We start from the raw sequence: 25882 nt of genomic DNA, 5'->3' as shown, positions 1-25882 counted from the left end.
GCTCATTTGCGGCCCGCCCGCGATTCCCGATAGACTGACATGTCACTTTTGTGACGATCTATCCGTTCGCCGGCACGGAAAACATCCTGAAAATCTCTACATTGGCAGGATCGTGTCGGCCCGAAATCAGTCCTTACTGGAGCAACCACTACATGACAACCGCAACGACCGCCAAGCAGGTCGCTATCAACGACATCGGATCGGCTGAAGACTTCCTGGCCGCGGTCGAGAAAACACTGAAGTTCTTCAACGACGGAGACCTCATCGAAGGTACCGTCGTCAAGATCGATCGCGACGAGGTCCTCCTCGATGTCGGCTACAAGACCGAGGGTGTCATCCCCTCTCGCGAACTTTCGATCAAGCACGACGTCGACCCCAGCGAGGTCGTCCAGGTCGGCGACATGGTCGAAGCCCTCGTCCTCCAGAAGGAAGACAAAGAAGGCCGCCTCATCCTCTCCAAGAAGCGCGCGCAGTACGAGCGTGCGTGGGGCGATGTTGAGAAGATCAAGGAAACCGATGGCGTCGTGACCGGTTCGGTCATCGAGGTCGTCAAGGGTGGACTCATCGTCGACATCGGACTCCGTGGCTTCCTGCCCGCATCGCTCATCGAGCTGCGCCGGGTTCGCGACCTCACGCCGTACCTCGGCCAGGAGATCGAGGCCAAGATCCTCGAGCTCGACAAGAACCGCAACAACGTTGTGCTTTCGCGTCGCGCGCTCCTCGAGCAGACTCAGTCCGAGAGCCGCACCACGTTCCTGAACAACCTCCAGAAGGGCCAGGTCCGCAAGGGCATCGTCTCGTCGATCGTCAACTTCGGTGCGTTCGTCGACCTCGGTGGCGTCGACGGCCTCGTCCACGTCTCGGAGCTCAGCTGGAAGCACATCGAGCACGCGTCCGAGGTTGTCGAGGTTGGCCAGGAGGTCACCGTCGAAATCCTCGAGGTCGACCTCGACCGTGAGCGCGTCTCCCTGTCGCTCAAGGCGACGCAGGAAGACCCGTGGCAGGTCTTCGCCCGCACCCACGCCATCGGCCAGGTTGCACCGGGCAAGGTCACCAAGCTCGTTCCGTTCGGTGCGTTCGTTCGCGTCGCAGACGGCATCGAGGGCCTCGTTCACATCTCCGAGCTCAGCGGCAAGCACGTCGAACTCGCCGAGCAGGTTGTCTCGGTCGGCGACGAGGTGTTCGTCAAGGTCATCGACATCGACCTCGAACGCCGCCGCATCTCGCTGAGCCTCAAGCAGGCCAACGAGGGCGTCGACCCCGAAGGCACCGAATTCGACCCGGCACTCTACGGAATGCTCACCGAGTACGACGACCAGGGCAACTACAAGTACCCTGAGGGCTTCGACCCGGAGACCAACGAGTGGAAAGAGGGCTTCGACACCCAGCGCGAGAAGTGGGAGCAGGACTACGCTGCAGCCCAGGCGCGCTGGGAAGCCCACAAGAAGCAGGTTGCAACGGCCGCGACGGAAGAGGCAGTTGCTGCCGCCGCTCCGTCGGCAGGTTCGAGCTTCTCCAGCGAGACGGCCGGCAGCGGCACCCTCGCCGACGACGAGTCGCTTGCGGCTCTCCGCGAGAAGCTCACGAGCAACTCCTAAGCACCACCACAGCGACTGGCCGGTCCCGACAGGGGCCGGCCAGTCGCCGTGTTCCGCTCCGACTCCGTGCCCTGCTTGTGGGGGACGAGCGATACCAGCCGACTGATACTGTTGGCGGTGAATGCTGCGAGTTGGGGGCGGCTCCTTATTCACTACAAACAACTGAAGGCGCGACGTGGACGTTGGTTCTCTGAGGCAATACCTGGCGACAGACATCTCCAATGAGAAAGCGCTGCGGAACAACCCGCAGCAGGAAAGAAGCCGTCAGAGTCTCGAGGCAATCCTCCGGGTCTGCGGCGAGATCATCGACGAATCAGGGCACGCCGGAGTGACGACCGCCGAGGTGGCCAAGCGCGCTGAGATGGCCATCGGAACGGTCTACCGTTTCTTCCCGGACCGCATCGCCCTCATGCTGGGCGTCTACCAGTACATGCAGGACCAGTACGTCGCCCTGTGCATCGACAAGCTGCTGGAAGCGAATCCCACGACCTGGCAGGAGACGCTGGGGATCATGACCGACACGTCGGTCCTCGCTCGGCGGACGATCCCCGGCTTCAAGGCAACCCAGTACCGGATCCTCGGCGACGAGGAGAGCCAGGAACAGTACCTCAAGGGCTCGAACGAGTTCGTCGCGGCCGTCGCCGGGCTGCTCGCCCAGTTCGACTTCCCGACCGACGAGCGGTGGCTGGTGCACCTCAACGTCGCCGTCGAGCTCTCCCGCGCCCTTCAGCGCCTGGCCTTCGACGCGTCAGCCGAGGGTGACGCGTGGCTGCTGGCTGAGGCCCGCTCCGTCCCGGTCAAGTACCTCGAGGGCCACCTCGTCCCGGTCGCCTGACCGTACGGGCGTCGGCGTGTACCTGATCGGCCTGACCGGGGGCATCGCCTCGGGCAAGTCCACGATTGCGAAGCGTCTCGCTGAACGCGGCGCCGTTCACATCGACGCCGACCAGCTGTCGCGGGAAGCCGTCGAACCCGGCACCGCCGCACTGTCGGCGATCGTCGATCGTTTCGGGTCCGGGATCCTGCAGCCCGATGGCAGCCTCGACCGGGCGGCTCTCGGCGCCATCGTGTTCTCCGATCCCGAGGCGCGGCAGGAACTCAACGCCATCGTGCACCCGGCCGTCAGGAACCTCGGCCTCGAGCGGATCGCCGAGGCCGTGCGCATGGACCCCGCCGCTGTCGTCGTCTATGACATCCCCCTCCTGGTCGAGTCGCGCAACGAGTACCCGTTCGACCTGGTCGTGGTCGCTCACGCAACGCCCGCCACGCGCCTGTCCAGACTCACCGGAATACGCGGGATGCCGGCGGAGGATGCCCGGCAGCGGATCGGCGCCCAGGCAAGCGACGAGGAACGCCTCGCCGTCGCCGACGTCGTGATCGACACCGACGGCAGTATCGACGAAACCCTGGCGCAGACAGACCGGTTGTGGGAGCAGGTACGGCCGGCGCCCGCCCTCTAGCACCGCCGTCAATGTCGGCGGACGTGCCTAGACTCGAAGTATGCAACCCACCCGCTCTGTGCACCCCTTCGAGGTCATCAGCGAATACACCCCGAGCGGCGACCAGCCCAAGGCGATCGCCGAGCTCAGCGGCCGCATCAGGGCCGGCGAGACGGACGTCGTACTGCTTGGTGCGACGGGAACCGGCAAGTCCGCGACAACCGCGTGGCTGATCGAAGCGGTCCAGCGACCCACCCTGGTTCTCGCGCACAACAAGACCCTCGCCGCCCAGCTCGCCAACGAGTTCCGCGAGCTGATGCCGAACAACGCCGTCGAGTACTTCGTCTCCTACTACGACTACTACCAGCCCGAGGCGTACGTTCCCCAGACCGACACCTTCATCGAGAAGGACTCATCAGTCAACGCCGAGGTCGAGCGGCTCAGGCACTCGACCACGAACTCGCTCCTGAGCCGGCGCGACGTGATCGTCGTGTCCACGGTGTCGTGCATCTACGGCCTCGGCAAGCCCGAGGAGTACCTGAACGCGATGATGGCCCTGCAGGTCGGCCAGCGGGTCGACCGGGACTGGCTGATCCGCAAGTTCATTTCGATGCAGTACAACCGCAACGACGTCGATTTCTCGCGCGGCAATTTTCGGGTACGGGGCGACACGATCGAGATCATCCCGGTCTACGAGGAGCTTGCGATCCGGATCGAGATGTTCGGCGATGAGATCGAAGGACTGTATTCGCTGCATCCGCTGACCGGTGACATCGTGCGCAAACTCGACTCGGTGTCGGTCTTCCCCGGTTCGCACTACGTTGCGAGCACCGACGTGATGCAGCGTGCGATCGGCACCATCCAGGAAGAACTCGAGGAACGCCTCGCCGAGCTCGAACGCCAGGGCAAGCTGCTCGAAGCCCAGCGGTTGCGGATGCGCACGACCTTCGACCTCGAGATGATGCAGCAGATCGGCTTCTGTTCAGGCATCGAGAACTATTCCCGGCACATGGACGGCCGCGCCCCCGGGCAGGCTCCGCACTGTCTCATCGACTATTTCCCCGACGACTTCCTCGTCGTGATCGACGAATCGCACGTCACCGTCCCGCAGATCGGTGCGATGTATGAGGGCGACTCGTCGCGCAAACGCACCCTCGTCGAGCACGGGTTCCGGCTCCCCAGCGCCCTCGACAACCGCCCGCTCAAGTGGAACGAGTTCAAGGACCGGGTCGGGCAGACCGTATATCTCTCGGCGACTCCCGGCCGCTACGAGATGGGGATCGCCGACGGCGTCGTCGAGCAGATCATCCGGCCGACCGGACTCGTCGACCCGCAGATCATCGTCAAGCCGTCCAAGGGCCAAATCGACGATCTGCTCGAGGAGATCCGGCTGCGGGCCGGCCGTGACGAACGTGTGCTGGTGACGACCCTCACGAAGAAGATGGCCGAAGAACTCACCGACTTCCTCACCGAAGCCGGCGTGCGCGTGCGTTACCTTCACTCCGACGTCGACACGCTCCGGCGCGTCGAACTGCTCAGCGAACTGCGCTCCGGGCTGTACGACGTCCTCGTCGGCATCAACCTGCTGCGGGAGGGCCTCGACCTTCCCGAGGTCTCGCTCGTGGCCATCCTCGACGCCGACAAAGAGGGATTCCTCCGCTCATCGACGTCGCTCATCCAGACCATCGGCCGCGCCGCGCGCAACGTATCAGGCGAAGTGCACATGTACGCCGATGTGCTCACCGATTCGATGCAACGCGCGATCGAAGAAACCACGAGACGCCGCGAAACCCAGGTCGCCTACAACCTCGAGCACGGCATCGACCCGACGCCGCTGCGCAAGAAGATCGCCGACATCACCGACGCCCTCGCGCGTGAGGGAGCCGACACCGCGCAGATGCTCGCTCACCGTGACGGCAAGAAGCGGAGTCCGACGCCTCGGCTGCGACGTGAGGGGATCGCGGCAGAAGGCGCCGCCCAGCTCGAGTCGATCATCGCCGACCTCAACGCGCAGATGCTGTCCGCCGCCGCCGAACTCAAGTTCGAACTCGCCGGTCGGTTGCGCGACGAACTGTCCGACCTGAAACGCGATCTCCGCCAGATGGAGAAGGCCGGGCACCTCGGCTGACCGTTCAGTCGTCGCCCTCTTCGAAGAGCGGCGCGCCGAGCCCGTGCGTGCCGATCAGCGGAACGAACGTGACGCCGCCGAGGTCGTCCACCCGGGGGAGCCGCTCGGGCCCGAGGGTGAAGCGCTGCAGTTTCTGGCCGAACCCCGGGGTGCCGACCGGCATCACCACGCGACCGCCTTCTTTCAGCTGCTCCAGCCAGGGATCCGGAACCCGGGGCGCCGCAGCGGCCACGACGATCGCGTCGTACGGGGCGGCATCCGGCCAGCCCAGGGTTCCGTCACCGGTCACCACGGTGACATTCGAGTAGCCGAGCCGCGCCAGGACCTCACGCGCACCGTCCGCGAGTTCCGCGTGCCGTTCGATCGACACCACATCAGCGACGATCTCCGCGAGAACCGCGGCCGCGTAGCCCGACCCGGTGCCGACATCGAGGACGTGGCTGTGCTCATCCACCCGCGCCGCCTCGACGGTGAGCGCGACGATATACGGCTGGGAGATGGTCTGCCCTGAACCGATCGGCAGGGGATGGTCAGCGTAGGCATTCGGCCGCGAGAGCCGGCGCACGAACTCCTCACGGGGCACCCGCCGCATCGCGTCGAGAACCCGCGGATCCCGGATGCCGCGGGCGGCGATCTGGTCAGCCACCATCCGTTCGCGCTTCGCGGCGTAGCCATCCATAGCTCATTGTCTACCCTGGGGACAGGGATGTCAGTGGGTCAAAGTAGACTCGTGGGGTGTCAATCTCGAAGGTAAACTCCACCTCAAAACTCAGCGTCCGCGGCGCCCGCGTGCACAACCTGCACAACGTCGACCTCGACATCCCGCGGGATTCCCTCGTGGTGTTCACCGGTTTGTCCGGCTCAGGAAAGTCGTCGCTCGCCTTCGACACGATCTTTGCCGAAGGACAGCGCCGGTATGTCGAGTCGCTGTCGGCATACGCTCGCCAGTTCCTCGGCCAGGTCGACCGCCCCGATGTCGACTTCATCGAAGGCCTCAGCCCGGCGGTGTCGATCGACCAGAAGTCGACGAACCGCAACCCGCGGTCGACGGTCGGCACGATCACCGAGGTTTACGACTACATGCGGCTGCTCTGGGCCCGCATCGGCGTGCCGCACTGCCCCGAATGCGGCGAGCCGATCCAACGGCAGACCGTCCAGCAGATCGCCGACCAGCTGATGGAACTCGAGACCGGCACCCGATACATGGTGACCAGCCCGATCGTCACGCAGAAGAAGGGCGAGTTCGTCGACCTGTTCAAGGAGCTGGCGGCCAAGGGCTACGCCCGCGCCCTCGTCGACGGCGAACAGATCCAGCTGAACGAGCCGCCGACGCTCAAAAAATCGTACAAGCACGACATCTCCGTGGTCGTCGACCGTCTGGTTGCCGGGCCCGACGCGCTCAGCCGTCTCACCGACTCGCTCGAGACGGCCCTGGGGCTCACCGACGGCGTTGTCCAGATCAAACTCGTCGACGAAGAGGGGCCTGACTCGATCCGCTCCTACAGCGAGAAACTCTCCTGCCCGAACAACCACCCGGTGCAGCTCACCGAAATCGAACCGCGCACCTTCAGCTTCAACGCCCCGTTCGGCGCGTGCCCCGAGTGTTCGGGCCTCGGCACGCGTATGTCGGTCGACCAGGACCTGCTGATCGGCGACGAGGACCTCAGCATCGACGACGGTGTGATCATCCCGTGGACGACACAGGGCAAGGGGCTGTACCAGTACTACGAGAAGCTGCTCGAGGGCCTCGCGCTCGACCTCGACTTCTCGCTGCGCACGCCGTGGAAGAAACTTCCGGCGAAGGTGCAGGAGGCGGTGCTGCGCGGCGAAAACTTCAAGGTGAAGGTCAAGTGGAAGAACCGCTACGGGCGTGAGGTGAGCTACACCTCCGGTTTCGAGGGTGTCATGCCCTACATCGAACGTCAGTACGCCCAGGCCGAAACCGATGTCCAGCGCGCACGCTGGGGCGAGTACCTCCGCGAGATCCCGTGCCCGGTCTGCGAGGGTAAGCGGCTGAAGCCCGAGGTCCTCAGCGTCCTCATCCACGGCGCCAACATCGCGGATGTCGCATCGCTCAGCCTCACCGACGCACGCGAGTTCATGGACCAGATGAACCTGACCGACCGTGAGGGCATGATCGCCGCGCAGGTGCTCCGCGAGATCAAGGTGCGGCTGGACTTCCTGATCCAGGTCGGCCTGAACTACCTCAACCTGTCCCGCACCGCCGGCTCGCTGTCCGGCGGTGAAGCGCAACGCATCCGGCTGGCCACCCAGATCGGCTCCGGCCTCACCGGTGTGCTCTACGTCCTCGACGAACCGAGCATCGGGCTGCACCAGCGCGACAACCGCCGCCTCATCCAGACCCTCGTCACCCTGCGTGACCTCGGCAACACCCTCATCGTCGTCGAGCACGACGAGGACACCATCCGGACCGCCGACTGGATCGTCGACATCGGCCCAGGCGCCGGAGTCAACGGCGGTACCGTCGTGCACTCCGGGTCATACGACGACCTGCTGTCGAACACCCGCTCGCTCACCGGCGACTACCTCTCCGGGCGCAAGGAGATCGCGGTCCCTGAGATCCGCCGGCCGGTGGATCCGGCCCGGATGGTCACGGTCGTCGGCGCCGAGGCGAACAACCTCCGCAAGGTGACCGTCGACTTCCCCCTCGGCATCTTCACCGCCGTCACCGGCGTGAGCGGGTCAGGCAAGTCCTCCCTCGTCAACGACGTGCTCTACCGGGTGCTGGCCAACAAGCTCAACGGTGCCAGGAAGCTGCCGGGCAAGCACACCCGGGTGACCGGTGTGGAACAGCTCGACAAGGTGATCCACGTCGACCAGGCGCCGATCGGGCGCACCCCGCGGTCGAACCCGGCCACCTACACCGGCGTCTTCGATCGCATCCGGAACCTGTTCTCGGAGACGATCGAAGCGAAGACGCGTGGCTACCTCCCCGGGCGGTTCAGTTTCAACGTCAAGGGCGGGCGCTGCGAGGCCTGCTCCGGCGACGGCACGATCAAGATCGAGATGAACTTCCTTCCCGATGTCTACGTGGCCTGCGAGGTCTGCGGGGGAGCGCGGTACAACCGCGACACCCTCTCGGTGCACTACAAAGGCAAGAACATCGCCGAAGTGCTCGACATGCCGATTTCGGAAGCCGCGGACTTTTTCGAGCCGATCACGTCCATCCACCGGTTCCTCAAGACCCTCGTCGAGGTCGGTCTCGGTTACGTGCGCCTCGGCCAGAGCGCCACGACGCTGTCCGGCGGCGAGGCGCAGCGGGTGAAACTCGCCACCGAGCTTCAGCGGCGAACGAATGGCCGAAGCATTTACGTGCTCGACGAGCCGACCACCGGGTTGCACTTCGAAGACGTACGCAAACTGCTTCTCGTGCTCAACAGCCTCGTCGACAAGGGCAACACCGTGATCGTCATCGAGCACAACCTCGACGTGATCAAATCGGCCGACTGGCTGATCGACCTCGGGCCCGAGGGTGGAGCCGGCGGCGGCAAGGTCCTCGCCACGGGCACCCCCGAGAAGCTGGCGACGGTGAAGAAGAGCCACACCGGCTACTACCTCAAGGAAGTCCTGGAGGCCGGCCAGGTCGTCGCTCGTAAGGCGGGGTAGTGGGCAAAACCCTCAGTTACCGGCCGCGCCCGGGGGAGATCCCGACGAGCCCCGGCGTGTACCGGTTCCGCGACGAGAATGCGCGCGTCCTGTACGTCGGCAAAGCAAAGAACCTGCGCGCGCGGCTCAGCAACTACTTCGCGCCGCTGCCGAGCCTGCACGAACGCACCCGGCGGATGGTCACCACGGCGAAAAGTGTCGAGTGGACGGTTGTCGGCAGCGACATCGATGCGCTGCAACTCGAGTACACGTGGATCAAGGAGTTCGAGCCGCCGTTCAACGTCAAGTTCCGTGACGACAAGACGTACCCGTACCTGGCCGTGACCCTCGGCGATGAGGCGCCCCGCGTGCTCGTCACCCGGAATCCCCGGATCCGCGGAGCCAAATACTTCGGCCCGTACCCGAAGATCTGGGCCGTGCACGAAACGATCGACCTGATGATCAAGGCATTCCCGATCCGAACCTGCTCGGACTCGAGTTACAAGCGGGCGATGCAGTCCGGGCGGCCGTGCTTCCCCGGTCAGATCGGGCGTTGCGGAGGCCCCTGTTCCGGTCGGGTCAGCCTCGACGAGCACCGTGCCATGGTGAACGACTTCGTCAGTTTCCTCAACGGCAACGACAAGCGATTCGTGACCGAGGCGACGAAGAAGATGCGCGAGGCCGCCGCAGTGCAGGATTACGAGGCTGCCGCACGGTACCGGGACCGGCTGCAGGCGCTCGAGGCGGTGCTCGACAAGAGCGCCGTCGTGCTCAAGGACTCGGTCGACGCGGACCTCTTCGGCCTCGCCCACGATGAGCTCTCCGCGGCCGTGCAACAGTTCATCGTGCGAGGCGGTCGGATCCGCGGTGTCCGCTCCTGGACGGTCGACAAGGAACTCGACCTCTCCACCGCCGAGCTCGTCGACAGCGTTCTGCAGCGGGCATACGATTCCGGCGCTGTCGTCGACATCCCGCGCGAGATCCTCGTTCCTGAACTGCCCGAGGATGCCGCCGAACTCGAGACCTGGCTGGCCGGGCTCCGCGGCAAGGGCAAGGTGCGGCTCCACACCGCCCAGCGTGGTGAGAAGGCGGCACTGATGCAGACCGCCGTGATCAACGCCAAGAACGCGCTCATGCTGTACAAGACCAGGCGCAGCGCCGATTTCGTCGCCCGCTCGCAGGCCCTGACCGATATCCAGACGGCGATCGGGATGGAACAGGCCCCACTGCGGATCGAATGCTTCGACGTCTCCCACCTGTCCGGGACCAACATCGTCGCGTCCATGGTGGTGTTCGAGGACGGCTTGCCGCGTAAGGACCAGTACCGGCGGTTCAGCATCGCGGAGTCCACCGATGACACCGAGTCGATCTACCAGGTGCTGTCGCGGCGCCTCGCCTACCTGACCGAACCCGAGGCCGGCGAGCTGGAGACGACCGACGCGGACGCCGCGGCGGAAGCCGTCGCCAAGCCGCGCAAGTTCGCTTACCCCCCGCAACTGCTCATCGTCGACGGCGGACAACCGCAGGTGCACGCCGCTCGCCGCGCGCTCCTCGAATCCGGGCGCGACGACATCCAACTCGTGGGAATGGCCAAGCGACTGGAAGAGATCTGGCTCCCGGACAGCGACTATCCGGTCATCCTTCCCCGCAACTCCGAAGCGCTGTTCCTGCTCCAGCGGGTTCGGGACGAAGCTCACCGCTTCGCCATCACCTACCAGCGGGCGAAACGACGAAACGACATCTCCAGCGTGCTGGCCGACATTCCCGGGCTGGGCCCGGCGAGGGTCAAGTCGCTGCTGCGGCACTTCGGCTCCGTTGCCAAGCTCAAACAGGCCACCCCCGAGGCGATCACCGAGGTCGCCGGCATCGGCCCCGCCCTCGCCTCAGCCATCCACGCCCAGTTGAACAGTCGGTAGGCTGGGGAGGGCAGCCGGACCAGGTCGGCCGCGCAACCGAAAGTGCAGGAAACCCGGTGGAGCAGCCGACCCCTCAGGAAGTACTGATTGTCACGGGCATGTCGGGAGCAGGCAGGTCCACCGTTGCGAATGCCCTGGAAGACCTCGAGTGGTACGTCGTCGACAACCTGCCCCCGCAGATGCTCCGACCACTGATCGATCTCGCCGAACGAGCCGGCGGAGCCCTTCCGCGGATCGCCGCGGTCGTCGACGTGCGCGGCCGGGACTTCTTCGGCGACCTGCAGCAGATGATCCAGTCGCTGCGGTCAGGCACGAAACTCCGGGTCGTCTTCCTCGACGCCACGGATGCCGCGCTCGTGCGCCGGTTCGACGCGGTCCGCCGGCCGCACCCGCTCCAGGGCGGAGGGACGATCCTGGACGGCATCGCGAGTGAACGCGCCCGGCTTTCCACGATCCGCGAATCCAGTGACATCGTCATCGACACATCCGATCTCAACGTTCACCAGCTGGCCACCAAGACGGCCGAATTGTTCGCCGCGGAAGGGACGCCGGGCGTCAAGCTCACGGTGATGAGTTTCGGCTTCAAATACGGGCTCCCATCGGATGCCGACACCGTCGCGGATGCCCGATTCCTGCCCAACCCGTTTTGGGTTCCCGAGTTGCGGGCGCATACTGGACTGGACGCCGAAGTCAGCGACTTCGTGCTCGGCCAGCCGGGCGCCCGGGAATTCCTGGACAGCTATGCGACTGCTCTCGCCCCGGTCCTGGCCGGGTATCAGCGGGAAAACAAACGATTCGCCACATTCGCCATCGGCTGCACGGGCGGAAAACACCGCTCCGTCGCCCTCGCACTTCAGCTCGCCGACAAGCTCGCCGAGCTGCCCGGGGTGGCCACGAACGTGAAACACAGGGACCTGGGGCGCGAATAGCAGCGCCAGGTTGCGTTATTGACTTCAACACACGAGATAGGACAACGATTGGCACTGACTGCTGAGGTCAAAGAAGAACTGGCCGGGATCGTGGAAGCCAAGACAGCCGTGCGGGCTGCCGAACTCACCTCGATCCTCCGCTTCAGCGGTGGGCTCCACCTCATCTCGAGCCGCATCGCCATCGAATCCGAGCTGGAGACCCCGCAGCTCGCTCGACGCATCCGCAAGGATCTCGCCGAGCTCTACGGTGTGCGCAGCGACGTCAGCATGATCAGCGGCTCAGGAACCCGCAGGGGCGAGTCCTACCTGGTGCGCGTTCAGGAAGGCGGCGAGACCCTCGCACGCCAGACCGGGCTGCTCGACGCACGGCGCCGCCCGATCCGCGGCCTGCCCAACCGGCTCACCACCGGCACCAAAGCCGAACTCGCCGCGGTCTGGCGTGGAGCATTCCTCGCAGCGGGGAGCCTCACCGATCCCGGACGCTCCGCCGCCCTCGAGATCACCTGCCCGGGCAACGAGTCGGCAATGGCGCTCGTCGGCGCCGCGGGCCGCCTCGGCGTCGCAGCCAAGGCACGCGAAGTTCGCGGCGTGCACCGTGTCGTCATCCGCGACGGTGAAGCGATCAGCGCCATGCTCGTGCTGATGGGCGCCCACGGCACCGTGAAGGCATGGGAGGAACTGCGGCAGCGCCGCGAGGTCCGGGCGACCGCCAACCGGCTGGTCAACTTCGACGATGCCAACCTGCGCCGCTCGGCTCAGGCCGCTGTCGCCGCCTGTGCCCGCGTCGAACGGGCCATGGAGATCCTCAGCGACGACATCCCGGAGCACCTGCGTTACGCGGGCGAACTCCGACTGAGCTTCCGAGACGCCAGTCTCGACGAGCTCGGCCACCACGCGGACCCGCCGATGACGAAGGATGCCATCGCCGGAAGGATTCGCCGCCTCCTGGCCATGGCGGACAAGCGGGCCGAGGATCTCGGCCTTCCCGGAACCGATGCCAACCTGCCCCCCGGCCTCGACGACGTCTGAACCGTGCCCCGTCTGTGCCCCCACCGGCTGAGGCGACCTGACTAGACTGGAAAAGTCGGCCTGCGCCGCTACACCCGCGGCCGCCGGCACAAGAAGAGGAGACATACCAAATGGCTGAATACACCCTCCCGGACCTCGCATACGACTACTCGGCACTCGAGCCGAGTATCTCAGGGGCCATCATGGAACTGCACCACTCGAAGCACCACCAGGCCTACGTGACCGGCGCGAACACCGCGCTGGCACAGCTGGCCGAGGCTCGGGATTCCGACAACCTCGCCAATGTGAACAAGCTCGAGAAGGACCTCGCCTTCAACCTCGGCGGCCACGTCAACCACTCGATCTTCTGGACCAACCTCTCACCGAACGGCGGCGACAAGCCGACCGGTGACCTCGCTTCGGCAATCGACGAGTTCTTCGGCTCGTTCGACAAGTTCCGCGCGCACTTCACCGCGGCGGCCCTCGGCGTGCAGGGTTCCGGCTGGGCCGTCCTCGCCTGGGACTCGATCGGGCAGAAGCTCATCGTCCAGCAGTTCTTCGACCAGCAGTCCAACTTCGCCGCCGGCACCGTCCCGGTGCTGATGCTCGACGTCTGGGAGCACGCGTATTACCTCGACTACAAGAACGTCCGCGCCGACTACGTCAAGGCGTTCTGGAACATCACCAACTGGGAGAACGTCGAAAAGCGCTTCCTCACCGCCCGTGAGAAGACCGCCGGGCTCCTGCTACTGTCATAACCGACATGGTCGTCCGGGGTTCCCCGGACGACCATTTCCTTCTTCCACCCCACAGTTCAACATCAAGAACGCGCCTCGGCGCCACAGAAACAGGAGAGATCCTTGTCCGTAAAGATCGGCATCAACGGGTTCGGCCGCATCGGCCGCAACTACTTCCGCGCAGCTCTCGCTAAAGGCAGCGACCTCGAAATCGTCGCGGTCAACGACCTCACCGATAACAAGACTCTTGCGCACCTCCTCAAATACGACTCCATCACCGGCCGCCTTGACGCGACCGTCGAGTTCGACGAAGAGAAGATCACCGTCAACGGCAAGGCCATCAAGGTCTTCTCGGAGCGCGACCCCGCCAACCTCCCCTGGGGCGAACTGGGCGTCGACATCGTCATCGAGTCCACCGGGTTCTTCACCAAGGCCGTCGACGCGAAGAAGCACATCGCAGCAGGCGCCAAGAAGGTCCTCATCTCCGCCCCGGCCACCGGCGAAGACGCCACCTTCGTCATGGGCGTCAACGAAGACCTGTACGACCCGGAGAACCACCACATCATCTCCAACGCGTCGTGCACGACCAACTGCCTCGCGCCGCTCGCGAAGGTCTTCAACGACGCGTTCGGCATCGAACGCGGCCTGATGACCACGGTCCACGCCTACACCGCTGACCAGAACCTCCAGGACGGCCCGCACAGCGACCTCCGCCGCGCACGCGCCGCTGGCGTCAACATCGTCCCGACCTCCACCGGAGCAGCGAAGGCCATCGGCCTCGTCCTCCCGGAGCTCAAGGGCAAGCTCGACGGCTTCGCGCTGCGCGTTCCCGTGCCCACCGGTTCGATCACCGACCTCACCGTCGAGTCGTCGCGCCCGGTCACCGTCGACGAGGTCAAGGCCGCGTACAAGACGGCAGCGGAAGGCCCCCTCAAGGGCATCCTGCTGTACACCGAGGACGAGATCGTCTCCAGCGACATCGTCACCGACCCGCACTCGTCGATCTTCGACGCCGGCCTGCTGCGCGTCATGGGAAACCAGGTCAAGCTCGTGAGCTGGTACGACAACGAGTGGGGTTACTCCAACCGCCTTGTCGACCTCACCGAGTACGTCGCAGACCGTCTCTAGAGACGCAGCCGTGTCGCTTCGCACTCTCGAATCGCTGGGCTCGCTAGCCGGCACGCGCATCGTCGTTCGGTGTGACCTCAACGTTCCTCTCCAGGACGGGGTTATCACCGACGACGGGCGCGTGCGCGCATCGCTGCCCACGCTGAAAACGCTCCTCGACGCGGGGGCCCGCGTCGTCGTCGTGTCGCACCTCGGTCGCCCCGAGGGTGCGCCCGACGCCCGGTACAGCCTCGCTCCCGTGGCGAAGCGTCTCTCCGAACTGCTCGGCTCAGATGTGTCCTTCGCCTCTGACACGGTCGGCGCCGACGCTCAGAAAGTTGTCGGCGCGCTCGGGGACGGCCAGGTCGCCGTGCTCGAGAACCTCCGGTTCAACCCGGGGGAGACCAGCAAGGACGAGGCAGATCGGACCGCTTTCGCCGAGAAGCTCGCCTCCTTTGGCGACGCGTTCGTCTCGGACGGGTTTGGCGTCGTCCACCGCAAACAGGCCAGCGTCTACGAGCTGCCGAAGCTCCTGCCCAGTGCGGCGGGCTTGCTCATCTCCACAGAGCTCGAAGTGCTCGACCGGCTCACCGAGTCGCCTGAGCGCCCGTACACGGTCGTCCTCGGCGGTTCGAAGGTCTCAGACAAGCTCGGCGTGATCGGTCACCTGCTGCCGCGGGTCAACACGCTCCTCATCGGTGGCGGAATGCTCTTCACGTTCCTTGCCGCCCAGGGCCACAAAGTCGGCTCGAGCCTCCTCGAAGAGGACCAGCTCGACACCGTCAGGGGCTACCTGGCTGAGGCAGAGAAACTCGGCGTGGACATCGTCCTGCCGACGGACGTCGTCGTTGCGGCCGCGTTCAGCGCGGATGCGGAGCACGTCGTGCAGCCCGCTGACGCGATCGAGAAGACTCCGTTCGGCGCATCGGGCCTCGGCCTGGACATCGGGCCTGACACGTCCGCCCGCTTCGCCGACATCATCCGTTCATCGAAGACGGTGTTCTGGAACGGCCCCATGGGCGTCTTCGAACTCGCACCCTTCGCTGCGGGAACGCAGGCTGTCGCGCAGGCGCTCACCGACGTCGACGGCCTCAGCGTCGTGGGCGGTGGCGACTCAGCAGCCGCTGTGCGCGCCCTCGGATTCGATGACGACCAATTCGGACACATATCGACCGGAGGTGGCGCGAGTCTCGAATTCCTCGAGGGCAAGCGGCTTCCCGGACTGGAGATTTTGGGATGGCAGCAATGACCGGATCCGTGCGACGGACCCCGCTGATCGCGGGCAACTGGAAGATGAACCTGGACCACCTCCAGGCCATCGCTTTCGTTCAGAAACTGGCGTGGGGCCTGGCGGATGCCAAGCACGACGTCGCGAGCGTCGAGGTGGCGGTCTTCCCGCCGTTCACCGACCTTCGCAGCGTGCAGACGCTCGTGGCAGCGGACAAGCTGCCGATCGCGTTTGGGGCACAGGACCTGTCCGAACACGACTCGGGCGCGTACACCGGTGAGATCTCCGGTGCGTTCCTCGCCGGCCTCGACTGCACGTATGTCCTGATCGGACACTCGGAGCGTCGCACGTTGCACGCCGAGTCGGATGAACAGGTTGCCGGCAAGGTCCGTGCGGCTCTGAAGCACAACCTCGTGCCGATCATCTGCGTGGGCGAGACGGCCGAGGACCTCGAGAAGCATGGTCCCAGCGCCGTGCCGGTCGCACAGCTCAAGGCTGCACTGGCCGGCATCACATCCACCGTCGACATCGTCGTGGCGTACGAGCCGGTCTGGGCGATCGGCTCCGGTCAGGCGGCCACACCCGAGCAGGCGGAGCAGGTGGCCGCAGCATTGCGCGCCGTCCTGGTCGAGACCCTCGGGGAGGACGTCGCGCAGAAGACACGCATCCTCTATGGCGGATCGGTGAAGGCGTCCAACATCGCCGGCTTCATGCGTGAACCGAACGTGGACGGAGCGCTTGTCGGCGGGGCCAGCCTCGACCTGACCGAGTTCTCGAGCATCGTCCGGTACCAGAAGCACGTCGGACTCTGACCGGCGCACGCTCACGCTATAATTGAGCGCGGTGCATGGAACTCCATGGCCGCCACATGAAAGGTCCTTTGTGGAGATACTTCAGGTCGTTCTGCAAGTGGTGCTCGGAATCACGAGCCTCTTGCTCACATTCCTCATCCTCTTGCACAAGGGGCGTGGCGGTGGACTGTCGGATATGTTCGGCGGCGGCATGGGTTCGAGCCTCGGCTCGTCCGGTGTAGCCGAGCGTAACCTCAACCGGTTCACTGTCGTACTCGCACTCGTTTGGTTCAGCTCGATCGTTGCGCTTGGTCTCATCACCAAGTTCTCCGCGGGCGTGTAGGAGGAACATATGGCTGCCGGAGGTAGCGCAATTCGTGGTTCACGCGTGGGTGCAGGCCCGATGGGCGAGCAGGACCATGGCTTCCATGCTGATCGTGTCGCAGTCTCGTACTGGGACATCCTCGGCAACGAGACGATTCGGCATTTCTCTGCCAGCCTTCCCGATGAAGAGATCCCTGAGACCATCGACAGCCCGTCGTCCGGCCTTCCGGCCGGGCGCAACCAGGCCAACCCGCCTGAGGTCGCCAAGCTCGAGCCGTACAAGACTCACCTGGCGTACGTGAAGGAACGTCGCACCGAAGAAGAAGCTGAGGCTCTTCTCGATGAGGCGCTGCAGCAGCTCCGCGCGCGGCGCGGAACGGCGTCAGCCCAGTAAGAAGCTCATCCGGCTCCGGCCGGAGCGACGAAAGAGCCCCTGTCCTCGGACAGGGGCTCTTTCGTCTGTCCTCGGACAGGGGCTCTTTCGTCTGTTTTCGGCGCGGAAGCCCGCCCGCCTGAGAGGCTGCGCGGGTCAAACGGCGTGGCGCGGGCGAAGGTTCGCCCGCGCGAAGCAGACACACCCGCGCCGTTGATCTCGGCTCCGCCCGTTGCGGAGGGACACCCCGCCGCTGACGGGGTGCACCGCCGGCGCGAAATCGGCGCTACGCGGGTCAAACGGCGTAGCGCGGGCGATATATCGCCCGCGTGAACCAGAAACACCCGCGCGACCTCCAGCTCACGACGCCGGATGCGACGCGTCAGTAGGCGGGCGCGATGAGGCTCTCTGGAACTTCGGATGCTGCGTCGGCGTCGACGAAGAACACCGTGCGCTTGCGACCCTTCATGCCGGCGATCGGAACCTCGGTGTATGCGGCACCGGCGAGGGCGAGCCCGAGGACCGAGGCCTTGTCCGCCCCTGAGAGTGCCACCCAGATCCGCTGCGACGAATTGATCGCCGGACGGGTCAGGCTGATGCGCTCAGGCGGCGGCTTGGGGGAGTTGCGCACCGCGACGACCGTCGCCTCGCGTTCGAGAACCTCCGGCCGATCAGGGAACAGCGACGCCGTGTGGCCGTCGGGACCGACCCCCAGAAACGTGATGTCGAATCGCGGCAGCGCATTGTCCCCGTCAGCGTGAGCGGCGAGTTCTTCCGCGTACGCCGCCGCTGCCTGGTCGAGATCGAGCGGACCATCTGAGGGCGCACAGGCGTGGATGTTGGCAGCCGGGATGGCGATATGGTCGAGCAGCGCCTCGCGCGCCTTCACCTCATTGCGTTCCGGATCCCCGGCCGGCAGCCAGCGCTCGTCGCCCCACCAGACGTGCACCCGGGACCAGTCGACGCTGTCCCGGGCGGGTGAGGCGTTGATGGCAGCCAGCACTTTGAGTGCGACACGGCCTCCCTCGAGCACGAGGTTCACCCGGTCGAGTTCGTCGAGCAGGTCGACGGTCTTGGTCAGGAACCGAGCCGTGATGGAAGCCGCCAGGGCGTCGCTGTCAGCATGCACGAGCACGCGTCGTTCATTCGTCATTGAGTTTTACCTTCCCCGGTGGCGCTCTCCACTGCGAGCTGGCGCACACCCTTGGTGATCACCTCACCGTACAACGGATCCGGGTCGAGTCGGCGCAGCTCTTCGGCGAGGCAGTCGCGAAGGTTCCGTCGCGGCAGGCTGAGCTCGTGCGTCGGCTGGTTCGACTGGGTGAGCTTTGCGACGGTGCCGTGCGGGCGTTCGAGCACGATGTCACCGCTGGCACGGGACAGCCGCACCCCGTGGATGCCGGTGTCGCCCGAACCACGCGGGGTCAATTCCTGCACCACAGGGACCTGGAGCTGCATCTGCAGCCAGGCGGCAATCAGCACGGTGGACGCTGAATCTGCCGCACCGGCGACCGTCACACCCGTCACGGGCTCATACGGTGGCTGGTCCAGCACGGCGGCGAGCTGTGCCCGCCAGAGGGTGAGCCTTGTCCAGGCGAAGTCGGTGTCGCCGGGTGCGTACGAACGGGAAAGATCGAGAAGGGCCGCGTGCGGGTCCTCGTGTTCCGATGCATCGGTGATGCGCCGCTGGGCGATCTGCCCGATGGCGGTGTTGGCGACATCCCCGGGCGCCTCGATCGGCCACCAGGCGACAACGGGGGCGTCGGGCAGGAGCAAGCCGTTGATGAGGCTCACTTCGTTGCCGGCAGCCTCACCGTACGCCCGGAGGATGATGACCTCGCTCGCGCCGGCGTCGCCGCCGACCCGGATCTGGGCGTCGATCTTCGCCGCTTCGTTCGCGCCACCCGGGATGCGTGAGAACACGAGCACACGCATCGGGTGCTCTCGCGACGCGTCGTTGGCGGCTTCGATCGCTTCTTCCTCTTCGCCGAGCTGCGAGACGATGACGAGCGTGAGCACGCGACCGAGCGCGACGGCGCCTCCGTCTTCCCGCAGGGTGACGAGCTTCTTCGAGAGTTTGCTGATCGTGGTGTCGGGCAGATCGACAATCATGGTCGCCTCCAGGTGCGTCCATCGCGAGCGAGGAGCTCGTCGGCGGAGTTCGGGCCCCAGGAGCCCGGCAGGTACTGTTCGAGCGGACCGCCCTGGGCGGCCCAGTATTCCTCGATCGGGTCGAGGATCTTCCACGACAGTTCGACTTCCTGGTGACGCGGGAACAGCGGCGGGTCGCCGAGCAGCACGTCGAGGATGAGCCGCTCGTAGGCCTCGGGGCTCGCCTCGGTGAAGGCGTGGCCGTAGCCGAAGTCCATCGTGACGTCGCGCACCTGCGTCCCGGCGCCCGGGACCTTCGATCCGAAGCGGATGGTCACGCCTTCATCGGGCTGCACCCGGATGACGAGGGCGTTCTGACCGAGCTCGGACGTCTGGCTTTCGGCGAAGAGGAACTGCGGCGCCCGCTTGAAGACAACCGCGATCTCCGTCACCCGCCGACCGAGGCGTTTGCCGGCCCGCAGGTAGAACGGGACGCCGTCCCAGCGCCGGGTCTTGATGTCGAGGCGCATGGCGGCGTAGGTCTCGGTCGTCGACTCGGGCGACATGCCGTCCTCCTCGAGGAAGCCGGGCACCTTTTCGCCGCCCTGCCAGCCGCCGGCGTACTGCCCGCGAGCGGTCGCCGTACCGAGGTCGTCCGGCAGGCTCACTGCAGCCAGGACCTTCTCCTTCTCGGCACGAAGATCCTTCGCGTCGAACGAGAGAGGCTCCTCCATCGCGGTGAGGGCGAGGAGCTGCAGGATGTGGTTCTGGATGACGTCGCGCGCGGCGCCGATTCCGTCGTAGTACCCGGCCCGTCCGCCGACCCCGATGTCCTCGGCCATGCTGATCTGCACGTGGTCGACGTAGTTCGAGTTCCAGATCGGTTCGAACATCTGGTTGGCGAAGCGCAACGCCAGAATGTTCTGCACCGTCTCCTTGCCCAGGTAGTGGTCGATCCGGAACACCGAGTCCGGCGGGAACACCGACTCGACGACGGTGTTCAGCTCACGTGCTGTCTTGAGGTCCGACCCGAACGGTTTCTCGATGACAACGCGGCGCCACTGGCCGTCGCTGGCATCCGCCAGTCCGGAGCGGCGCAGCTGTTCGGTGACCGTCGGGAACGCCTTCGGGGGGATCGACAGGTAGAACGCGTGGTTGCCCATGGTGCCGCGTTCGGCGTCGAGCTTCCGGACGGTTTCCTTCAGCTGTTCGAACGCCGAATCGTCGCCGAATTCACCGGAGACGAAACGGATGCCCTGCGCAAGCTGTTTCCAGACTTCCTCCCGGTACTCGGTCCGTGCATAAGCCTTGACGGCCTCGTGCACGACTTCCTCGAAGTCCTGGTCCTCCCAGTCCCGCCTGGCGAAACCGACCAGGGAGAAACCGGGAGGAAGCAGGCCTCGGTTCGCGAGGTCGTAGACGGCGGGCATCAGCTTCTTGCGTGACAGGTCTCCTGTCACGCCGAAGATGATGAGCCCGCTCGGGCCGGCAATGCGGTTCAGACGACGATCAGAATCCAACCGCAGGGGATTGGACTCGGGGGTGATATCCACGGGGGACATGCAGCTCCTCGGTAACGGCCAACCAGCGTGAGCTAGTTGATGGCCTCAAACAGTGACACGATGTTGTTTTCAGGGTCCGTCAGGTGCAGAGTGACGACCGGTCGGCCGGCATCCGCCAGCACACTGGCGTCGCCCTGGGCCTGTGCCTGAAGCAGCTGGCCGAAGGTGAACGGTCGACCGGGAACCTCCAGGTCGGTGGGGGAGTCCTGCGTGATCTGCAGGAACACGCCCACCGCCGGGCCACCCTTGTGGAACTGGCCGGTGGAGTGCAGGAACCGGGGGCCCCACCCGAAGGTGACAGGCCGTCCGGCGATACCCGCGAGCATGCTCCGGATGCCTTCCAGCTGGGGAAGCGCCACCCGGTCGACATACGCCTGGACCGCGAGGTACCCGTTGTCGTCGAGCTGGGCGACAAGCGCGTCGACCGCCTGCTTCACCGTCGTCGCGCCACCGAGAACTGCGGCGTTACCGCGCACCTCGATGCCGTTCTCGGAGAACAGCGGCTCGGTTGGTTCGGGGCGGGCGTCGAGGAGGCCGCGGGTGGCGATCTTCGCCGATTCCACGTCGGGCTGGTCGTACGGGTTGATCCCGAGGATGCGGCCGGCGATGACGGTCGCATACTCCCAGACCAGGATCTGCGCGCCGAGGGTGCCGGAGACGAGGATCTCACCCTCGTGGCGGTCCCGGGGGAACAGGTGCACGGCGTCGGCGTCGTCAACCAGCCGGACCACCTGAACGTCGGCGTACTCGCCGGAGAGTTCAGGCGCGAACGTGTCGACGACGACGGGCAGCAGCCCTGTGCCCTGCTTGCCGGTGGACTCAGCGATGAGCTGCTCGGCCCAGTCGGCGAACCCGACGATGTGGGTTCCGTCAGCGACGATCGCGAGCTTGTCGCGAAGCGGAGAGGTCCCGGCGATGGCGGCGCCGAGGATCAGGCCCGGGTTGTGCTTGTCGTCGATCGACAATTCGACGGCGACCGAATCGGCCTCGTCGAGGAGCGCGCCGACATCGACGCCGGCCAGCCCGGACGGCACGAGGCCGAACGCGGTGAGCGCCGAGTACCGGCCGCCGACGTTCGGGTCCGCGTTGAAGACCCGGTAACCGGCCTCGCGGGCCGACGCGTCAAGCGGCGAGCCCGGGTCGGTGACGACGATGATGCGACCCCGGGGGTCGATCCCGGCGTCGGTGAACGCCTTCTCGTACGCGCGACGCTGGCTGTCGGTCTCGACGGTCGACCCGGACTTCGACGAGACGACGAGGACGGATGCCTCCAGCCTGTCGGCGAGGGCCGCAAGGACCTGCCCGGGTGCTGTCGAGTCGAGGACGGTGAGGTTGCCGCCGAGCGTGCGGGTGATCACCTCGGGTGCGAGCGACGAGCCGCCCATCCCGGCGAGAACGACGTGTTCGACACCGGCATCCGTCAGCTCGGCGCGAAGCGCCTCGATCTGAGCGACGAGGGGGCGCGAAACGCTGGTCGCCTCGGTCCAGCCGAGTCGCTTGGACGCCTCCTCTTCCGCCTCAGGACCCCACAGTGCGGCGTCCTGTCCGGTGATCCCCGAAGCGACCATGTCGGCCACGAGCGTGGGGACGACCGCGTCCACGGCAGCCTTCGCGGCGCCGGAGACGTGGATCTTGAAGCTCATTTTGCGGCCGCCAGTGCCTGCGTGACGGTGTCGAGGAGTTCGTTCCAGGAGACGATGAACTTCTCAACGCCTTCCTTCTCGAGCAGCGCGGTGACCTCGTCGTACGAGATACCCAGGCCGGCGATCGCGTCGAGGACCTTGTTGGCCTCGGCGTACGAACCGGTGACGGTGTCGCCGTCGATCTGGCCGTGGTCGAAGGTGGCCTCGAGGGTCTTCTCCGGCATGGTGTTGACGACGCCGTCAGCGACGAGCTGGGTCACGTAGAGGGTGTCGGGAAGGCTCGGGTCCTTGACACCGGTCGATGCCCACAGCGGACGCTGCTTGTTGGCGCCGGCGGCGAGGAGACCCGCTGCACGCTCGGAAGCGAAGGTCTGCTCGAACACTTCGTAGGCGAGCTGCGCGTTTGCGACACCCGCTTTGCTCTTGAGCGCGAGGGCCTCGTCGGTGCCGACGGCCACGAGGCGCTTGTCGATCTCGGTGTCGACGCGCGACACGAAGAACGAGGCGACGGAGTGGATGGTCGACAGGTCGATGCCGGCCGCCTTGGCCTGCTCGAGACCGGTCAGGTACGCGTTCATGACCTCGCGGTAACGCTGGAGGCTGAAGATGAGCGTGACGTTGACGCTGATCCCCGCGGAGATCGCCGCAGTGATCGCTTCGAGGCCCTCGACGGTGGCGGGGATCTTGATCATCACGTTGGGCTTGTCGATCTTGGCCCAGAGTTCCTTCGCCTCAGCGATGGTGGCTGCGGCGTCGTGGGCGAGGCGGGGCTCGACCTCGATCGAGACCCGGCCGTCGAATCCGTGTGAGGCGTCGTAGATCGGCCGGAACAGGTCGGCAGCGCGTGAGACGTCTGCGGTGGTGATCTCGAAGACCGCCTCGGTGACGTCCTTGCCGGCTGCGGCGAGTTCGGAGACCTGCTTGGCGTAGCTCTCGCCCTTGCTGAGCGCCGCGGCGAAGATCGTCGGGTTGGTGGTGACGCCGACGACGTTGCGCGTGTCGATGAGCTGCTGCAGGCTGCCCGAGTCCATGCGGTCGCGGGACAGGTCGTCGAGCCAGATGCTGACGCCGGCGGTGGAAAGCTGGGCGGTGGGGGTGTTCTCAGTCATGATTCTCCTAGTGCCCGGCGTTACTTGCCGAGCGATTCTTTAGCGGCGGCGACGACGGCTTCAGTGGTGATGCCGAACTCGCGGAAGAGGGTCTTGTAGTCGGCGGATGCTCCGAAGTGCTCGATCGACACGGAACGGCCGGCGTCGCCGACGATGTCCCGCCAGCCCAGCGCCAGGCCGGCCTCGACCGAGACCCGCGCGGTGATTGCCTTCGGGAGGACCTTCTCCTGGTAGGCGGCATCCTGCTCGGAGAACCATTCGACGCAGGGTACGGAGACGACGCGCGCGTTCACTCCATCGGACTTGAGCGCTTCACGCGCCTCGACGGCGAGGTGGACCTCGGAGCCGGTGGCGATGAGGATCACGTCAGGGGTGCCGTTCGGCGCCTCAGCGAGGATGTAGGCACCCTTCGCCACGAACGAGGCATCCGCGAAGGTCTCACCGGACGCTTCGCCGTCGCCACGCTCGAACACGGGGATGTTCTGACGGGTCAGCGCGATACCGGCGGGGCCGCCACGGCGGGTGAGGATTTCCTGCCAGGCGTAGCCGACCTCGTTCGCATCACCGGGGCGCACGACGGCGAGGTTCGGGATGGCACGGAGGGTGGCGAGCTGTTCGATCGGCTGGTGCGTCGGGCCGTCTTCGCCGAGGGCCACGGAGTCGTGGGTCCAGACGAAGATCGACGGCACGTTCATCAGCGCAGCGAGCCGGACGGCCGGACGCATGTAGTCGCTGAAGATGAGGAAGGTTCCACCGTATGCGCGGGTGGGGCCGTGCAGGGCGATGCCGTTGAGGATCGCGCCCATCGCGTGCTCGCGGATACCGAAGTGCAGTACGCGACCATGCTCGTTGCCGGTCCACTCACCGGTGGAGTGCTCACTCGGAACGAAGGAGGCGGCCCCCTCGATGGTGGTGTTGTTGGACTCGGCGAGGTCGGCGGAGCCGCCCCAGAGTTCCGGGATGACCGGTCCGAGCGCGTTGAGGACCTTTCCTGATGCCGAGCGGGTGGACACGTCCTTGCCAGGTTCGAAGACCGGGAGGGCGTCTTCCACACCGTCGGGAAGGTTGCCAGTGAGCAGGCGGTCAAGCAGGGCGCCCTTCTCCGGGTTCGCTGCCTTCCAGGCGTCGAAGCCCTTCTGCCATTCGGCACGCTCGGTTGCGCCGCGGTCGACGGCCTTGCGGGTGTGGGCGAGGACCTCGTCGGCGACGACGAAGCTTTCGGCCGGGTCGAAACCGAGGACTTCCTTCACCGCGGCGAGTTCGTCAGCGCCGAGAGCCGAGCCGTGGATCTTTCCGGTGTTCTGCTTCTTCGGGCTGGGCCAGCCGATGATCGTCTTGAGGATGATCAGTGAGGGGCGGCCGGTTTCGGCCTTGGCGGCCTCGATGGCGTCGTTGAGGGCGTGGATGTCCTCCACGTAGTCGCCGGTCTTCTTCCAGTCAACCGTCTGCACGTGCCAGTGGTACGCCTCATAGCGCTTGGCGACGTCTTCGGTGAAGGCGATGTTGGTGTCGTCCTCGATCGAGATCTGGTTGCTGTCGTAGATGGCGATGAGGTTGCCGAGCTGCTGGTGGCCGGCGAGCGAGGAAGCCTCGCTCGTGATGCCTTCCTGCAGGTCGCCGTCGCCGGCGATGACGTAGACGAAGTGGTCGAACGGGCTCTTGCCGGCAGCGGTGTCCGGGTCGAGCAATCCGCGTTCGTAGCGTGCCGCGTAGGCGAAGCCGACAGCGGAGGCCAGTCCCTGGCCGAGCGGCCCTGTGGTGATCTCGACACCGTCGGTGTGGCCGTACTCCGGGTGACCGGGGGTGAGTGAACCCCAGGTGCGCAGCGCCTTGAGGTCGTCGAGTTCGAGGCCGTACCCGCCCAGGTAGAGCTGGACGTACTGCGTCAGCGAGCTGTGGCCGACGGAAAGCACGAAGCGGTCCCGTCCGAGCCAGTGCTGATCGCTCGGGTCGCGCCGCATGACCTTCTGGAACAGGAGGTAGGCGGCGGGGGCGAGGCTCATCGCCGTACCCGGGTGGCCGTTCCCAACCTTCTCGACCGCATCCGCTGCGAGGAGGCGGGCGGTGTCAACCGCCGTGTTGTCAATGGAATCCCATTGCAAAGCTGCCACTTTAGTGACCCTTCTGATCGGAATCGACGGGCCATCTCTGGCCCGCCGATGAGGCGCGAAATCACGCACATTGGCTTCATTGGCTCCGCTGGACGCGACTGTTCCTGGAGAAAGCAGGAAGTAATAGCACCGCGAACGGTTTGGCGAGCGTCTCCAGTATAGGGAACCCTGCACACAGGTGC

The 25882-nt window shown here is 65.8% G+C and carries 21 protein-coding genes; 14 read left to right on the top strand and 7 right to left on the bottom strand.

Features of this window, described 5'->3' with window-relative positions:
- Positions 1–152: 152 nt before the first annotated feature.
- The 4 genes from rpsA (at position 153) to uvrB (ending at position 5165) form a co-directional block, all read left to right on the top strand.
- Positions 153–1598, top strand: a complete 1446-nt coding sequence (gene rpsA, locus ABIE24_RS01075; RefSeq protein WP_354495954.1) for a 30S ribosomal protein S1 — start codon at positions 153–155, stop codon at positions 1596–1598.
- Positions 1599–1773: 175 nt separating this feature from the next.
- Positions 1774–2433 (top strand): TetR/AcrR family transcriptional regulator, encoded by a 660-nt coding sequence (locus ABIE24_RS01070; protein WP_354495952.1) that lies wholly within the window; start codon positions 1774–1776, stop codon positions 2431–2433.
- A 16-nt stretch (positions 2434–2449) separates the two neighbouring features.
- Positions 2450–3058, top strand: coding sequence for a dephospho-CoA kinase (gene coaE, locus ABIE24_RS01065; RefSeq protein WP_354495950.1), 609 nt, complete (start codon positions 2450–2452; stop codon positions 3056–3058).
- A gap of 40 nt (positions 3059–3098) precedes the next feature.
- On the top strand, positions 3099–5165 hold the full coding sequence (gene uvrB / locus ABIE24_RS01060; RefSeq protein ID WP_354495948.1) for an excinuclease ABC subunit UvrB: 2067 nt from the start codon (positions 3099–3101) through the stop codon (positions 5163–5165).
- A 4-nt stretch (positions 5166–5169) separates the two neighbouring features.
- Here uvrB and ABIE24_RS01055 read toward each other — a convergent pair whose 3' ends face one another.
- On the bottom strand, positions 5170–5844 hold the full coding sequence (locus ABIE24_RS01055) for a protein-L-isoaspartate(D-aspartate) O-methyltransferase (protein WP_354495946.1): 675 nt from the start codon (positions 5842–5844) through the stop codon (positions 5170–5172).
- A gap of 56 nt (positions 5845–5900) precedes the next feature.
- Between ABIE24_RS01055 and uvrA the strand changes: the two genes are divergently transcribed.
- The 10 genes from uvrA to ABIE24_RS01005 all read left to right on the top strand — a co-directional run bounded on the left by uvrA (position 5901) and on the right by ABIE24_RS01005 (position 17205).
- Complete coding sequence (gene uvrA / locus ABIE24_RS01050; RefSeq protein ID WP_354495944.1) at positions 5901–8792, top strand: excinuclease ABC subunit UvrA; 2892 nt, start codon at positions 5901–5903, stop codon at positions 8790–8792.
- On the top strand, positions 8792–10687 hold the full coding sequence (gene uvrC, locus ABIE24_RS01045) for an excinuclease ABC subunit UvrC (RefSeq protein ID WP_354495942.1): 1896 nt from the start codon (positions 8792–8794) through the stop codon (positions 10685–10687). Before uvrA ends, uvrC begins: the two co-directional genes overlap by 1 nt.
- Positions 10688–10743: 56 nt before the next feature.
- On the top strand, positions 10744–11616 hold the full coding sequence (rapZ, locus tag ABIE24_RS01040; RefSeq protein ID WP_354495939.1) for an RNase adapter RapZ: 873 nt from the start codon (positions 10744–10746) through the stop codon (positions 11614–11616).
- 48 nt (positions 11617–11664) lie between these two features.
- Positions 11665–12645 carry a DNA-binding protein WhiA gene (gene whiA / locus ABIE24_RS01035; RefSeq protein WP_354495937.1) on the top strand — a complete coding sequence of 327 codons (981 nt, stop codon included), beginning with the start codon at positions 11665–11667 and terminating at the stop codon, positions 12643–12645.
- A gap of 110 nt (positions 12646–12755) precedes the next feature.
- The gene (locus ABIE24_RS01030; RefSeq protein ID WP_354495935.1) at positions 12756–13382 is read left to right on the top strand and encodes a superoxide dismutase; all 627 of its coding nucleotides are present in this window, start codon (positions 12756–12758) and stop codon (positions 13380–13382) included.
- Between the two features lie 102 nt (positions 13383–13484).
- A complete protein-coding gene (gene gap, locus ABIE24_RS01025; protein WP_354495933.1) occupies positions 13485–14489 on the top strand; it encodes a type I glyceraldehyde-3-phosphate dehydrogenase in 1005 nt (334 codons plus the stop codon).
- 10 nt (positions 14490–14499) lie between these two features.
- Positions 14500–15717: a phosphoglycerate kinase gene (locus tag ABIE24_RS01020; RefSeq protein ID WP_354495931.1), complete on the top strand. Its 1218-nt coding sequence runs from the start codon at positions 14500–14502 to the stop codon at positions 15715–15717.
- Complete coding sequence (gene tpiA, locus ABIE24_RS01015) at positions 15714–16508, top strand: triose-phosphate isomerase (RefSeq protein ID WP_354495929.1); 795 nt, start codon at positions 15714–15716, stop codon at positions 16506–16508. Before ABIE24_RS01020 ends, tpiA begins: the two co-directional genes overlap by 4 nt.
- A 70-nt stretch (positions 16509–16578) precedes the next feature.
- Positions 16579–16830, top strand: a complete 252-nt coding sequence (gene secG, locus ABIE24_RS01010; RefSeq protein WP_354495927.1) for a preprotein translocase subunit SecG — start codon at positions 16579–16581, stop codon at positions 16828–16830.
- 9 nt (positions 16831–16839) lie between these two features.
- Entirely contained in the window at positions 16840–17205 is a 366-nt protein-coding gene (locus tag ABIE24_RS01005) for an RNA polymerase-binding protein RbpA (protein WP_354495924.1), read from the top strand.
- A 361-nt stretch (positions 17206–17566) separates the two neighbouring features.
- Here the strand turns inward: ABIE24_RS01005 and pgl are convergent, their stop codons facing one another.
- From pgl to tkt, 6 genes are read right to left on the bottom strand one after another with little or no spacing between them, the layout of a single operon-like run.
- Positions 17567–18337, bottom strand: a complete 771-nt coding sequence (gene pgl / locus ABIE24_RS01000) for a 6-phosphogluconolactonase (RefSeq protein ID WP_354495921.1) — start codon at positions 18335–18337, stop codon at positions 17567–17569.
- Positions 18334–19296, bottom strand: coding sequence for a glucose-6-phosphate dehydrogenase assembly protein OpcA (locus ABIE24_RS00995; RefSeq protein WP_354495919.1), 963 nt, complete (start codon positions 19294–19296; stop codon positions 18334–18336). Before ABIE24_RS00995 ends, pgl begins: the two co-directional genes overlap by 4 nt.
- On the bottom strand, positions 19293–20837 hold the full coding sequence (gene zwf, locus ABIE24_RS00990; protein WP_354495917.1) for a glucose-6-phosphate dehydrogenase: 1545 nt from the start codon (positions 20835–20837) through the stop codon (positions 19293–19295). Before zwf ends, ABIE24_RS00995 begins: the two co-directional genes overlap by 4 nt.
- Positions 20838–20869: 32 nt before the next feature.
- Positions 20870–22480 (bottom strand): phosphoglucose isomerase-related protein, encoded by a 1611-nt coding sequence (locus ABIE24_RS00985; protein ID WP_354495915.1) that lies wholly within the window; start codon positions 22478–22480, stop codon positions 20870–20872.
- Positions 22477–23589 (bottom strand): transaldolase, encoded by a 1113-nt coding sequence (gene tal / locus ABIE24_RS00980; protein WP_354495913.1) that lies wholly within the window; start codon positions 23587–23589, stop codon positions 22477–22479. The genes ABIE24_RS00985 and tal overlap by 4 nt, the downstream gene beginning before the upstream one ends.
- A 20-nt stretch (positions 23590–23609) precedes the next feature.
- Positions 23610–25700 carry a transketolase gene (gene tkt, locus ABIE24_RS00975; protein ID WP_354495912.1) on the bottom strand — a complete coding sequence of 697 codons (2091 nt, stop codon included), beginning with the start codon at positions 25698–25700 and terminating at the stop codon, positions 23610–23612.
- Positions 25701–25882: the final 182 nt, after the last annotated feature.

This window comes from Mycetocola sp. 2940 (genome assembly GCF_040548835.1).
Lineage (GTDB): Bacteria > Actinomycetota > Actinomycetes > Actinomycetales > Microbacteriaceae > Mycetocola_A.
The sequence above is the reverse complement of the archived record's forward strand: the minus strand, read 5'-3'. Positions and strand labels throughout refer to the sequence as shown.